General features: G+C 56.7%; 13 protein-coding genes. 1 reads left to right on the top strand and 12 read right to left on the bottom strand.

Annotated elements, in window-relative coordinates; translation table 11 throughout:
- Positions 1 to 6: 6 nt before the first annotated feature.
- The 7 genes from iscA to K3169_RS07395 form a co-directional block, all read right to left on the bottom strand.
- The gene (gene iscA, locus K3169_RS07425; RefSeq protein ID WP_027902647.1) at positions 7 to 330 is read right to left on the bottom strand and encodes an iron-sulfur cluster assembly protein IscA; all 324 of its coding nucleotides are present in this window, start codon (positions 328 to 330) and stop codon (positions 7 to 9) included.
- Between the two features lie 47 nt (positions 331 to 377).
- Positions 378 to 764: a Fe-S cluster assembly scaffold IscU gene (gene iscU / locus K3169_RS07420; protein ID WP_002552476.1), complete on the bottom strand. Its 387-nt coding sequence runs from the start codon at positions 762 to 764 to the stop codon at positions 378 to 380.
- 84 nt (positions 765 to 848) lie between these two features.
- Positions 849 to 2,063 (bottom strand): IscS subfamily cysteine desulfurase, encoded by a 1,215-nt coding sequence (locus K3169_RS07415; RefSeq protein ID WP_027902649.1) that lies wholly within the window; start codon positions 2,061 to 2,063, stop codon positions 849 to 851.
- A gap of 44 nt (positions 2,064 to 2,107) precedes the next feature.
- Entirely contained in the window at positions 2,108 to 2,599 is a 492-nt protein-coding gene (gene iscR / locus K3169_RS07410; RefSeq protein ID WP_027902650.1) for a Fe-S cluster assembly transcriptional regulator IscR, read from the bottom strand.
- A gap of 158 nt (positions 2,600 to 2,757) precedes the next feature.
- Positions 2,758 to 3,534, bottom strand: a complete 777-nt coding sequence (cysE, locus tag K3169_RS07405) for a serine O-acetyltransferase (RefSeq protein ID WP_027902651.1) — start codon at positions 3,532 to 3,534, stop codon at positions 2,758 to 2,760.
- The gene (trmJ, locus tag K3169_RS07400; protein WP_027902652.1) at positions 3,534 to 4,307 is read right to left on the bottom strand and encodes a tRNA (cytosine(32)/uridine(32)-2'-O)-methyltransferase TrmJ; all 774 of its coding nucleotides are present in this window, start codon (positions 4,305 to 4,307) and stop codon (positions 3,534 to 3,536) included. Before trmJ ends, cysE begins: the two co-directional genes overlap by 1 nt.
- Before the next feature lie 758 nt (positions 4,308 to 5,065).
- A protein-coding gene (locus tag K3169_RS07395) for an IS3 family transposase (protein ID WP_263270807.1) occupies positions 5,066 to 6,213 on the bottom strand; the annotation gives its coding sequence in 2 pieces (ribosomal slippage) (positions 5,066 to 5,958 and positions 5,958 to 6,213; 1,149 coding nt in all).
- A 592-nt stretch (positions 6,214 to 6,805) separates the two neighbouring features.
- Here K3169_RS07395 and suhB point away from each other — a divergent pair.
- Positions 6,806 to 7,621 carry an inositol-phosphate phosphatase gene (gene suhB / locus K3169_RS07390; protein WP_027899882.1) on the top strand — a complete coding sequence of 272 codons (816 nt, stop codon included), beginning with the start codon at positions 6,806 to 6,808 and terminating at the stop codon, positions 7,619 to 7,621.
- 118 nt (positions 7,622 to 7,739) lie between these two features.
- Here suhB and K3169_RS07385 read toward each other — a convergent pair whose 3' ends face one another.
- The 5 genes from K3169_RS07385 to tgt form a co-directional block, all read right to left on the bottom strand.
- Complete coding sequence (locus K3169_RS07385) at positions 7,740 to 8,282, bottom strand: glycine zipper 2TM domain-containing protein (protein ID WP_027899883.1); 543 nt, start codon at positions 8,280 to 8,282, stop codon at positions 7,740 to 7,742.
- A 165-nt stretch (positions 8,283 to 8,447) separates the two neighbouring features.
- Positions 8,448 to 9,359 (bottom strand): protein translocase subunit SecF, encoded by a 912-nt coding sequence (gene secF / locus K3169_RS07380; protein ID WP_095094266.1) that lies wholly within the window; start codon positions 9,357 to 9,359, stop codon positions 8,448 to 8,450.
- Between the two features lie 9 nt (positions 9,360 to 9,368).
- A complete protein-coding gene (secD, locus tag K3169_RS07375) occupies positions 9,369 to 11,237 on the bottom strand; it encodes a protein translocase subunit SecD (protein WP_231672846.1) in 1,869 nt (622 codons plus the stop codon).
- A 63-nt stretch (positions 11,238 to 11,300) separates the two neighbouring features.
- Complete coding sequence (gene yajC, locus K3169_RS07370; protein WP_099267605.1) at positions 11,301 to 11,636, bottom strand: preprotein translocase subunit YajC; 336 nt, start codon at positions 11,634 to 11,636, stop codon at positions 11,301 to 11,303.
- Between the two features lie 51 nt (positions 11,637 to 11,687).
- Positions 11,688 to 12,803, bottom strand: coding sequence for a tRNA guanosine(34) transglycosylase Tgt (gene tgt, locus K3169_RS07365; RefSeq protein WP_095094477.1), 1,116 nt, complete (start codon positions 12,801 to 12,803; stop codon positions 11,688 to 11,690).
- Positions 12,804 to 12,816 lie beyond the last annotated feature (13 nt).

Genomic DNA, 12,816 nt, shown 5'->3' with positions numbered 1-12,816 from the left:
TAAGCCTCAGACGTTGAAGCTTTCGCCGCAGCCACATTCACCGCGCGAGTTGGGATTGTTGAACTTGAAGCCTTCGTTCAACCCTTCCTTGACGAAATCAAGCTCGGTGCCATCGAGATAGACCAGGCTTTTCGGGTCAATGATCACCTTGACGCCGTGCAATTCGAACACGGTGTCTTCGCTTTGCGCCTCATCGACGAACTCAAGCACATAGGCAAGACCTGAACAGCCTGTGGTGCGAACACCCAGACGAACGCCGTCACCTTTGCCGCGCCCATCAAGGGAGCGTCTTACGTGATTTGCGGCAGCTTCTGTCATGCTGATAGCCATCGGAACTCCTTATTACTTCACACCAGCTTCTTTAGAAAACGCTGCTATTACAGCAGGCCTTTCTTCTGCTTGTAGTCACGAACGGCCGCTTTGATAGCGTCTTCCGCGAGTACCGAGCAGTGAATTTTCACCGGAGGCAAAGCCAGTTCTTCAGCCAACTGAGTGTTCTTGATGGTCTCTGCTTCATCCAGAGTCTTGCCCTTCATCCACTCGGTTGCCAGAGAGCTGGAAGCGATAGCCGAACCGCAACCATAAGTCTTGAACTTGGCGTCTTCGATGACGCCCTGCTCGTTGACCTTGATTTGCAGACGCATAACGTCGCCGCAAGCAGGAGCGCCGACCATGCCGGTGCCAACATCTGGATCTTCCGCGTTCATCTTGCCGACGTTGCGCGGATTTTCGTAGTGGTCAATGACCTTTTCGCTGTAAGCCATGATGCTATTCCTCTATCAGGGAGCCGCTCTGCAAACCATGCAACAACTGGTTGAAACATGGCCTGTCTGTAAGGCGGCTTTTAATTAGTGCGCCGCCCACTCGATCTTGGAAATGTCGACGCCGTCTTTGTACATGTCCCATAGCGGCGAAAGTGCACGCAGCTTGGTGACCGCTTCGCAGACTTTCTGCGCGGCGTAGTCCATTTCTTCTTCAGTACTGAAACGACCAAAGGTGAAGCGTATCGAGCTATGCGCCAGTTCGTCATTACGACCAAGGGCGCGCAGCACATAGGAAGGCTCGAGCGACGCGGAAGTACAGGCGGAACCGGACGAAACGGCCAGATCCTTGAGCGCCATGATCAGCGACTCGCCTTCGACGTAGTTGAAGCTCAGGTTGAGGTTGTGCGGCACACGAGCAGTCATGCTGCCGTTGACGTACAACTCTTCGAGATGCTCGACCTGCTTGTAGAAGCGATCGCTCAAGGCTTTGACTCGCACGTTTTCTGCGGCCATCTCTTCCTTGGCAATACGGAATGCTTCGCCCATACCGACGATCTGATGCGTCGCCAGAGTACCGGAACGCATGCCACGTTCGTGACCGCCGCCGTGCATGGCCGCTTCAAGGCGAACACGCGGCTTGCGGCTGACGTACAGCGCGCCGATACCTTTAGGGCCATAGGTCTTGTGGGCAGAGAACGACATCAGGTCAACCTTGAGGCTGGCCAGATCGATTTCAACCTTACCGGTGGACTGCGCAGCATCAACGTGGAACAGCACACCACGGGAGCGGGTCAGCTCACCGATGGCAGCGATGTCGTTGATGGTGCCGATTTCGTTGTTAACGTGCATGATCGAAACCAGAATGGTGTCGTCGCGCAGAGCGGCTTCAACCATCGAAGGCGTAATCAGACCGTCTTCACCAGGCTCGATGTAAGTGACTTCAAAACCTTCACGCTCAAGCTGACGCGTGGTGTCAAGCACAGCTTTGTGCTCGATCTTGTTGGTGATGATGTGCTTGCCCTTGCTCGCATAGAAATGCGCAACGCCCTTGATGGCGAGGTTGTCGGACTCGGTAGCACCGGAGGTCCAGACGATTTCGCGCGGATCGGCATTGACCAGATCGGCGACCTGACGGCGAGCGTTCTCGACCGACTCTTCAGCTTTCCAGCCGAAGACGTGGGAGCGCGATGCCGGGTTACCGAAGTTTCCGTCAGCGGTCAGGCACTCAATCATTTTCTGAGCGACACGCGGATCGACCGGGGTCGTCGCGGAGTAATCAAGGTAAATCGGCAACTTCATTGAATCTCTCCTATCAGGCAGGCGCACCGCTGATTCATCTACGCTCATTCAACGGCGGACGTTTCAATCTTATCCAGGTACTGGGTCTTGGCGCTGGTACGGCGCATATCCTGGCGCTGGGCAACTTCTTGTACCTCACGGCGAGTGACAAGGTCGGCCAGACTGATACCGCTTAGAAATTCGTGAATCTGCTCGCTGAGGTCACACCACAAATGGTGAGTCAGACAGGTGTCACCAGCGTGGCAATCACCCAACCCCTGGCAACGCGTGGCATCGACAGATTCGTTGACGGCATCGACCACCTGGGCAACCTTGATGCCGTGCATGTCGCGGGACAACTGATAACCACCACCGGGACCACGCACACTGGAGACCAGATTGCCACGGCGCAGCTTGGCGAACAGTTGCTCAAGGTAGGACAGGGAAATGCCCTGACGCTCGGAAATGTCGGCCAGAGACACTGGCCCGTTCTGCGCATGTAACGCCAGATCAAGCATGGCAGTTACAGCGTATCGGCCTTTAGTAGTCAGTCGCATGGCGTATACCGCAGAGGTTCGGAATGAGAGCGAGTATGCTATTCCCGAGTATTTAAGTCAACTATAAGACCTAGCAAAACAGTCGGGATTGGGCGCAAAACAGCGGCCGCATCATAGCAAACACCGGGGCGCATGGCACGCCCCGGGTGCAGCCCCCATCAGCCGACCTTGCTCTCGCTCTTGTCCTTCACGCAATCAAACACTTCGTCGCGCAGCTCGGGCAGCTCCTTGGCGCAGTAATCGCTGCCAAGCCCTTTAAGGGCCTCGCACATACCTTCGAGACGACCGTCCACTGCTTGCAAGTGATCAAGCAACTGACCAATCGCACGCGCCACCGGATCTGGCATGTCTTCGCTGACCCCGTAAGCATCAAAACCCAGCTTCTCGGCGATCGCCTTGCGCTTGGCCTCTACATCATCACTGGACTTGATAATGATCCGCCCCGGAATCCCCACGGCCGTAGCACCTGCAGGGACAGCCTTGGTGACAACCGCGTTGGAACCGATCTTGGCGCCAGCACCAACAGTGAACGGCCCGAGCACCTTGGCGCCCGCACCCACCACAACGCCGTCTTCCAGCGTCGGATGGCGCTTGCCCGCGTTCCAGCTGGTGCCTCCCAGGGTAACGCCCTGATAGAGCGTTACGTCATTGCCGATTTCAGCCGTTTCGCCAATCACAATACCCATGCCGTGATCGATGAAAAAACGCCGCCCGACCTTGGCGCCGGGATGGATTTCGATGCCAGTCATCCAACGACCGAAATTCGAAACCACCCGCGCCGGCCATTTCCAGCCGTTGGTCCACAGAATGTGTGCCAGCCGATGCAGCCAGATGGCGTGCATGCCGGGGTAGCAGGTCAGCACTTCAAAGGAGTTGCGCGCAGCAGGATCGCGATGAAACACACTCTGAATATCTTCTCGCAGACGCTCGAACATCATTGTTCCTTCCGTTTGTACGGTTCACCACGTGCAGCCTTCTGGGTCTCGGTAAGGATGCCGCGCAAAATACTGATCTCGGAACGATTCACCTCACTGCGGCCGTAAAGGCGACGCAGCCGGGCCATCAAGTGGCGAGGTTTTTCCGGATCGAGAAAGCCGATAGCCACCAGCGTTGATTCGAGATGGCCATAGAAGCCTTCCATCTCATCCATGGTCGCCAGGTCAGCGCTGCGCACCGAGGTCACTTCAACTTTTTCGACCTTGGTGGGCTGCCCCTGCGTAGCCAGCCACGACATGCGCACCTCGTAGCTGAGGACCTGCACCGCCGCAGCGAGATTCAGCGAGCTGAACTCTGGATCAGACGGGATATGCACGTGGTAATGACATCGCTGCAGCTCCTCGTTGGTCAGGCCGGCGTATTCACGACCAAACACCAGCGCGACTTCTGCGCCCTGCCCTGCCTGCTCGGCAGCCATCACGCCCGACTCACGCGGGTCGAGCAACGGCCACGGAATACGACGGTCGCGGGCACTGGTGCCCATGACCAGATTGCATCCCACCAGAGCATCTTCAAGGGTCGCGACTACCTGAGCCTTCTCCAGAATATCGCCAGCGCCCGAAGCGCGGGCATCCGCTTCATGGTGAGGGAAGAACTGCGGATCAACGAGCACCAGGCGCGAAAGCCCCATGTTTTTCATGGCACGAGCAGCCCCACCGATGTTACCGGGGTGACTGGTACCGACCAGGACAACACGAATGTTTTGCAGCAAGGCGAGTGCTCACAGATAAAGTAGAGGGGGTGAAATCTTACAGAACCACCGAGGTGAACGCCATGAACGGTTGCGGCTTGCTAAATACGGGCGTGACGCGGGACCTACTCTAGCCGGGAAGGCGGCATTTCTGACGATACAAATGCGTCGCCTGTAACGACCTCTCCCCGGCCAAAGCAGATCCCACGACTTCCCACCAATATCCAGGACTGCGCAGATCCTGTGGGAGCCGGGCTTGCCCGCGATAAGGCTGGATGCAATCTGGAGTGAACTGCGTCCAGCCTTATCGCGAGCAAGCTCTGCTCCCACAAGAACCAGTGTCTGACGATGCAAATACGTCGTCTGTAGCGACCTCTCCCGGCCAATGCAGATCCCACGATCTTCACACCAATATCCAAGATTGCGCAGATCCTGCGGGGGCTGGGCTTGCCCGCGATAAGGCTGGATGCAATCTGGAGTGAACTGCGTCCAACCTTATCGCGAGCAAGCTCTGCTCCCACAGGAACCAGTGTCTGACGATAGAAATGCGTTGTCTGCAGCGACCTCTCCCCGACCAAAGCAGATCCCACGACTTCACACCAATATCCAGCATTGCGCAGATCCTGCGGGGGCTGGGCTTGCCCGCGATAAGGCCGGATGCAATCTGGAGTGAACTGCGTCCAGCCTTATCGCGAGCAAGCTCTGCTCCCACAGGAACCAGTGTCTGACGATACAAATTGCAGTGGTCAACTTTTTCCGGACACCTCAATCGGTGATTGTCAGGCTGCTTGCCGCTCATATTGATTGGGCGGCACATAGCCCAGTTTCGAGTGCAATCGCCCCTCGTTGTAGAACCGAACGATGTAGTCCGTGATGTCCTTTATCGCTTCGGCGTGGTTGGCGTAATCCTTCCTCCATGTACGCTCCATTTTCAGGTTCAAAAAGAAGCGCTCCATAACCGCGTTGTCCCAGCAGTTACCCTTGCGGCTCATACTGCAACGCATTCCATTGCGGGTCAGCAGCGCCTGATAAGCCGCTCCTGCGTACTGACTGCCTCGATCCGAGTGGACGATCAAACCCGGCTCAGGCTGGCGTCGAGCGATAGCCAATTGCATGGCACTGATTACCAGCTCGGCTCGCATATGAGGGGCCATGGCCCAGCCCACGATCTTGCGCGAGAAAAGGTCCATGACCACTGCCAGGTACACCCAGCCGCCGCGTGTGCGGATATAAGTAATGTCTGCAACCCAGGATTGATTGATCGCCCCAGGGTTGAACTGGCGATTTAGAAGGTTTTCAGCCACCGGCAAGTTGTGATTGCTGTTGGTTGTGTGAACGAACTTACGCTTCCAGACCGGGCGCAGACCTTGTTGTTTCATAAGGCTGCGCACCTTGAAGCGACCAATCGACAGGCCTTCTTTACGCAAGGCGCTCACCACACGACGACTACCATAGCAACGCTCCGACGCTTCAAAGGCTGCCTTGATCCTGGCCGCTGCCGGACAGGCGGGCTTGGGTTTCAAACGACGCTGTTGGGCCTCATAAAGACCGGAGCGACTGATCCGCAGTACCCGACAGAGACGAGCCACCGGGTAGGCCTTACGTTGTAATTGGTGAACCAGTTGATGGATCACTTCAATTCGCGGGCAAAGAAGGCCGTAGCTTTTTTTAGGATGTCATTATCCATTTTCAGCTCACGAATCTGCTGCTCCAGTTGGCGAATACGCTGTTGCTCGCTGGTCAACGGGTTGCCAATTCCCGGGCCACCCAACAGCTCGGCCTTGTATTGCTCAACCCAGCGACGCACTGCCGTATCGCTCAGGTTCATATCAAGGCAGACAGAGTTCACACTCTGGCCTTGATCGACGATGAGCTTGCAAACATCAAGCTTGAAGGCGGCATCGAATTTTCTGTATTTCTTGGTCATGGTGACTCCTCAATGGATATAGTTTCCCCTATTGAAGTGTCCGGGGTCATTAGACCAGCTCAAATGCGTCGCCTGTAACGACCTCTCCCCGACCAAAGCAGATCCCACGACTTCACACCAATATCCAGGACTGCGCAGATCCTGTGGGAGCTGGGCTTGCCCGCGATATGGCTGGATGCAATCTGGAGTGAACTGCGTCCAGCCTTATCGCGAGCAAGCTCTGCTCCCACAGGAACCAGCGTCTGACGATACAAATGCGTCGCCTGTAACGACCTCTCCCCGACCAAAGCAGATCCCACGATCTTCACACCAATACCCAGGATTGCGCAGATCCTGTGGGAGCTGGGCTTGCCCGCGATAAGGCTGGATGCAATCTGGAGTGAACTGCGTCCAGCCTTATCGCGAGCAAGCTCTGCTCCTACAGGAACCAGTGTCTGACGATACAAATGCGTCGGCTGTAGCGACCTCCTCCCGGCTAAAGCCGGTCCCACGACATTGGCGACATACTCAACACATCCAGTTAACCACTGGAAAAGTTCCGCCACAGCCAATACAATGTTCGGCTTTCTTTAACGACCTAGGTGAAACGTCCATGCAGCCCATGCTGAATATCGCGCTGCGCGCCGCCCGCAGCGCCAGCGAATTGATCTTCCGCTCCATCGAGCGCCTGGATACCATCAAGGTCGATGAAAAAGGTGCGAAGGATTACGTCAGCGAAATCGATCGCGCTGCCGAGCAACTGATCATCACCGCCCTGCGCAAGGCATACCCGACTCACGGCATCCTTGGCGAAGAAACCGGAATGCATGAAGGCAGCGGCGAAGGCGCTGACTACCTGTGGATCATCGACCCACTGGACGGCACCACCAACTTCGTTCGCGGCATCCCGCACTTCGCCGTCAGCATTGCCTGCAAACATAAAGGACGTCTGGCTCACGCAGTGGTTCTGGACCCGGTTCGCCAGGAAGAATTCACCGCGAGCGCCGGTAACGGCGCGCAGCTTAACGGTCGCCGCATGCGCGTCAGCCCGCGCACCAGCCTTGATGGCGCCCTGCTCGGCACCGGCTTCCCGTTCCGCGACGACCAGATGGACAACCTGGAAAACTACCTGGGCATGTTCCGCAGCCTGGTAGGTCAGACCGCAGGCATCCGCCGCGCAGGCGCCGCAAGCCTGGACCTGGCTTACGTCGCTGCCGGTCGCTTCGACGCATTCTGGGAATCGGGCCTGTCCGAGTGGGACATGGCTGCAGGCGCACTGCTGATTCAGGAAGCAGGCGGTCTGGTCAGCGACTTCACAGGCGGTCACGACTTCCTGGAGAAAGGCCACATCGTTGCCGGTAACACCAAATGCTTCAAAGCTGTTCTGACCTCCATCGCACCGCACCTGCCGGCCACGATGAAGCGTTAAGATTCAGCCCCATAAAAAACCGGCCAAGTGCCGGTTTTTTTGTGCCTGCCACTTTCCGCCAGACCAAAAAAGAAAAAGCACCCGAAGGTGCTTTTTCTGATCAACACAGACTCAAAACTTATTGCTGGTTTTGACCCAGAATCAGCTGGCCTTCCTTGTTGACTGGAATCTGACCGCCTGGATCTCTATCCATGCGCACCTGACCCACCTTGTCGTTCAACTTGTACTTCACGTCATAACCCACGACCTTGTCGCTGATGTCATTGACCGTGTTGCAGCGAGTTTCGGTGGTGGTATAAGTGTCGCGGTTCTGCATGCCTTCCTGAACCTTGTTACCGGCATAGCCGCCGCCAACAGCGCCCGCTACGGTGGCGATCTTCTTGCCGTTACCGCCGCCTACCTGGTTACCCAGCAAGCCGCCTGCAACAGCGCCGATCACACTGCCCACAATCTGGTGCTCATCCTTGACCGGAGCACGCTTGGTAACGGTTACATCTTTGCAAACTTCACGCGGCGTTTTTATTTGCTGTTTAACCGGCTCGACTGCCAGTACATCCGCATATTCCGGGCCGCTTTTAACGAGGCTGTAGGTGGCAACAGCACCGCCAGCCGTAACAACGGCAGCGCCCAGCACAGCACCAACAAGCAACGATTTGTTCACGTGAACCTCCTGACCATCTCAAACGTAGTTTCCTACGCAGTGCTTGGGGTCGTTACCGTTCCAGCGTGAGCCTCGGCAATCCACGAACCCAAGCCTTGGAGCATAAAAAAGGGCATGAGTTCAATACTCATGCCCTTTTGGCATCATACTCGGAGAGAACTGCGATCAGGGTAGATCGTCAGCCTTATCGACGACCACAGGAGGAATAAGATCCTCAGTGGTCAGGTTCAGCCAGATCAGCACCACGTTCGCGATGTAGATGGAGGAGTAAGTACCCGCCACAACACCCACGAACAGCGCAATGGAGAAACCTTCCAGATTGTCACCGCCAAATACCCACAGAGCAGCAATCGCCAGCAAGGTCGAAACCGACGTTGCGACAGTACGCAGCAGCGTCTGAGTGGTGGAGATGTTGATGTTCTCGATCAACGACGCCTTGCGCAGCAGACGGAAGTTTTCCCGCACGCGGTCGAATACGACGATGGTGTCGTTTAGCGAGTAACCGATGATCGCCAGCACCGCCGCCAACACCGTCAGGTCGAAGGTGATCTGGAAGAACGACAGGATGCCCATGGTCACCACAACGTCGTGGATCAGGGAGATGATCGCACCTACCGCGAACTTCCACTGGAAGCGGAAAGCCAGGTAGATCAGAACACCGCCCAGAGCCAGCAACATGCCCAGACCACCCTGGTCGCGCAGCTCTTCACCCACTTGCGGGCCTACGAACTCGACACGCTTAACGGTAGCCGGGTTGTCACCACCTGCTTTACGCAGCGCATCGGCAACCTGAGAACCCAACTGCGGATCTTCACCGGGCATACGCACCAGCAGATCGGTAGTAGCACCAAAGCTCTGCACCACAGCATCGTGATAACCGGAGCTGACCAGTTCTTCACGAACCTTGCCCAGATCGGCAGGACGCTCGTAAGTCAGCTCGATCAGCGTACCGCCGGTAAAGTCCAGACCATAGTTGAGGCCCTTATGGAACCAGCTGAACAACGCCAGAGCAGTAAGGAGCATCGTAACGGCGAACGCAATATTGCGAACGCCCATGAAGTTAATGGTACGTAACATGGCAGCCCCTTAAATCCACAACTTCTTGAAGTCACGCCCGCCATAGATCAGGTTGACCATTGCGCGGGTCACCATGATGGCCGTGAACATCGAGGTAAAGATCCCGAGCGACATGGTCACCGCAAAACCCTTCACCGGGCCGGTGCCCATTGCGAAGAGAATGCCGCCGACCAGCAGCGTCGTCAGGTTGGCGTCGAGGATCGCGGTATAGGCGCGGTCGAAACCTTCATGAATCGCACGCTGGACAGTCATGCCATTGGCGATTTCCTCGCGTATCCGCGAGAAGATCAGCACGTTGGCGTCCACCGCCATACCCATCGTCAAGACGATACCGGCAATACCCGGCAGTGTCAGCGTTGCACTCAGCAGCGACATCAACGCCAGCAGCATGACCATGTTCAGCGCCAGAGCGACTGTTGCGATCAAGCCGAAGAAGCGATAGATGGCCATGATGAACAGCGACACGAACAGCATGCCCCACAGGGAAGCATCGATACCCTTGGTGATGTTGTCAGCACCCAGGCTCGGGCCGATAGTGCGCTCTTCAGCGAAGTACATCGGCGCAGCCAGACCACCGGCACGCAGCAACAGCGCCAGCTCGGAAGACTCACCCTGACCGTTCAGACCGGTAATACGGAACTGAGCACCCAGCGGCGACTGAATGGTCGCCAGACTGATGATTTTCTTCTCTTCCTTGAAGGTCTGAACCGGCACGTCTTTCTCGACGCCGTCGACCATCTGCTTGGTGTAAGTAGTGGTTGGCTTCTGCTCGATGAAGATCACCGCCATGCTGCGGCCCACATTGCTGCGGGTTGCACGGCTCATCAAATCACCGCCGTGACCGTCCAGCGTGATGTTCACCTGTGGACGACCATGTTCGTCAAAGCTGGCCTTGGCGTCAGTCACCTGATCACCGGTGATGATCAGACCACGCTCCACAGGAGCTGCCGGACGACCGCCTTCGCGGAACTCGAACATCTCGGTAGTGGCTTTGGAGTCATCCGGACCTGCGCCCAGACGGAATTCCAGGTTGGCCGTCTTGCCCAGAATACGCTTGGCTTCAGCGGTGTCCTGCACGCCCGGCAACTCAACCACGATGCGGTTGGCACCCTGACGCTGAACCAGAGGCTCGGCAACACCCAGCTCGTTGACCCGGTTACGCACCGTGGTCAGGTTCTGCTTGATGGAGTAATCGCGGATTTCGTTGATTTTCGCCGGAGTCATCGCCAGGCGCAGAACAGGAATCCCGTTCAGTTCAGCCGGAGTGATCTCGAAATCGGTGTAATTCTTGCGAACCAGTACGCGGGCTTCTTCACGGGCAGCGTCATCGCTGAACCCCAGTTGAATAGCGCCACCCAGTTGCGGCAGGCTGCGATAACGCACCTTTTCCTTGCGCAACAGGCTTTTGACTTCGCCTTCATAAACTTTCAGACGCGCATCCAGCGCCTTGTCCATGTCAACTTCCAACAGGAAGTGCACACCACCGGACAAGTCCAGACCCATCTTCATCGGGGTTGCGCCAAGATTACGCAACCATGTCGGAGTGGTACGTGCCAGGTTAAGTGCGACGACATAGTCATCACCCAACACCTTGCGCACGACATCCTTGGCCGGCAGTTGGTCTTCCTGCTTGGTCAGACGCAACAAACCGCCTTTGCCATTCTCGGCCAGGGAAGAGGCCTTGACCGCGATTCCGGAATCAACAAGCGCTTTGCTCGCACGCTCCAGATCAGCCTGACCCACCTGCAACGCAGTGCTTGCGCCGCTGATCTGGATCGCTGGATCGTCAGGGTAGAGATTGGGTGCGGAATAAATAAAACCGATCACCAGCACCGCCAGGATCAGTACGTATTTCCACAGAGGGTATTTGTTCAGCATCACGCCGCCCGCTTATAACGCGGGGCGCCTTGCGCGCCCCGTCGATTGGTAAAAGTCTGAATCTTAAATCGCTTTCAGGGTGCCCTTTGGCAGCGTGGCAGCAATAGCGCCCTTCTGCATTTTCAGCTCAACAGTGTCGGAAACTTCGATAACCACGTAGCCGTCACTCACTTTAGTGATCTTGCCAGCGATACCGCCGGTAGTAACCACTTCGTCGCCCTTCTGCAAGTTGCCCAGCAGGTTCTTCTGCTCTTTGGCGCGCTTGGCCTGTGGACGCCAGATCATCAGATAGAAGATGACCAGAAAGCCGACCAGGAAGATCCATTCAAAACCGCCACCCATAGGGCCGGCAGCAGGTGCAGCAGCATCCGCGAAAGCGGGAGAGATGAAAAAGCTCATTTAGCACTCCAGTTGCATAATTAAGTAGAAAGCAGAAAAACTTGTTTTGACTCAGTCCATCGGCGGCGTTGGAATCCCGCGCTTGGCATAGAAGGCATCGACAAAGGCGGCCAATGTACCTTGTTGAATAGCCTCGCGCAAACCAGCCATAAGGCGCTGGTAATGCCGCAAATTGTGGATCGTATTAAGCATGCTTCCCAGCATTTCGCCGCACTTGTCCAGGTGGTGCAGATAAGCGCGCGAGAAGTTCTGACAGGTGTAGCAATCGCAGGTCGGATCCAGCGGCGAATCATCATGACGATGGAACGCGTTACGGATCTTCAATACACCTGTATCAATGAACAAATGACCGTTGCGGGCATTGCGGGTCGGCATCACGCAATCGAACATGTCGATTCCGCGGCGCACACCCTCAACCAGATCTTCAGGCTTGCCTACCCCCATAAGGTAACGAGGTTTTTCAGGGGGCATCAGGCCGGGCAGGTAATCCAGCACCTTGATCATTTCATGCTTGGGTTCACCCACCGACAGACCGCCAATGGCCAAGCCATCAAAGCCGATCTGATCCAGGCCTTCCAGCGAGCGTTTGCGCAGGCTTTCGTGCATGCCACCCTGAACGATACCGAACAGCGCAGCCGTGCTTTCACCGTGCGCGACTTTCGAACGCTTGGCCCAGCGCAGCGAAAGCTCCATGGACACACGGGCGACATCTTCGTCAGCCGGGTAAGGCGTGCATTCGTCGAAGATCATCACGATGTCCGAGCCCAGATCACGCTGAACCTGCATCGACTCTTCCGGGCCCATGAACACCTTGGCGCCATCAACAGGCGAGGCGAAGGTCACGCCCTCCTCCTTGATCTTGCGCATCGCGCCCAGGCTGAACACCTGAAAACCGCCGGAGTCGGTCAGAATCGGGCCCTTCCACTGCATGAAATCGTGCAGGTCGCCGTGGGCCTTGATGACCTCGGTGCCCGGACGCAGCCACAAGTGAAAGGTGTTGCCCAGAATGATCTGCGCGCCGGTGGCTTCGATATCACGCGGCAGCATGCCCTTGACCGTACCGTAAGTGCCCACCGGCATAAACGCCGGGGTTTCCACCACGCCACGCGGGAAGGTCAATCGACCACGACGCGCCTTGCCGTCAGTGGCCAACAACTCGAAAGACATACGACTGGTGCGG

Origin of the sequence: Pseudomonas phytophila, from assembly GCF_025643095.1 — a bacterium.
Lineage (GTDB): Bacteria > Pseudomonadota > Gammaproteobacteria > Pseudomonadales > Pseudomonadaceae > Aquipseudomonas > Aquipseudomonas quasicaspiana.
Note: the sequence above shows the minus strand (reverse complement) of the source record. Positions and strands in the feature narration are given on the sequence as shown.

Coding starts and splice junctions, on each gene's coding strand:
- iscA (WP_027902647.1), bottom strand. CDS start 330: ATGGCTATCAGCATGACAGAAGCTGCCGCAAATCACGTAAGACGCTCC.
- iscU (WP_002552476.1), bottom strand. CDS start 764: ATGGCTTACAGCGAAAAGGTCATTGACCACTACGAAAATCCGCGCAAC.
- K3169_RS07415 (WP_027902649.1), bottom strand. CDS start 2,063: ATGAAGTTGCCGATTTACCTTGATTACTCCGCGACGACCCCGGTCGAT.
- iscR (WP_027902650.1), bottom strand. CDS start 2,599: ATGCGACTGACTACTAAAGGCCGATACGCTGTAACTGCCATGCTTGAT.
- cysE (WP_027902651.1), bottom strand. CDS start 3,534: ATGTTCGAGCGTCTGCGAGAAGATATTCAGAGTGTGTTTCATCGCGAT.
- suhB (WP_027899882.1), top strand. CDS start 6,806: ATGCAGCCCATGCTGAATATCGCGCTGCGCGCCGCCCGCAGCGCCAGC.
- secF (WP_095094266.1), bottom strand. CDS start 9,359: ATGTTACGTACCATTAACTTCATGGGCGTTCGCAATATTGCGTTCGCC.
- secD (WP_231672846.1), bottom strand. CDS start 11,237: ATGCTGAACAAATACCCTCTGTGGAAATACGTACTGATCCTGGCGGTG.
- yajC (WP_099267605.1), bottom strand. CDS start 11,636: ATGAGCTTTTTCATCTCTCCCGCTTTCGCGGATGCTGCTGCACCTGCT.
- tgt (WP_095094477.1), bottom strand. CDS start 12,803: ATGTCTTTCGAGTTGTTGGCCACTGACGGCAAGGCGCGTCGTGGTCGA.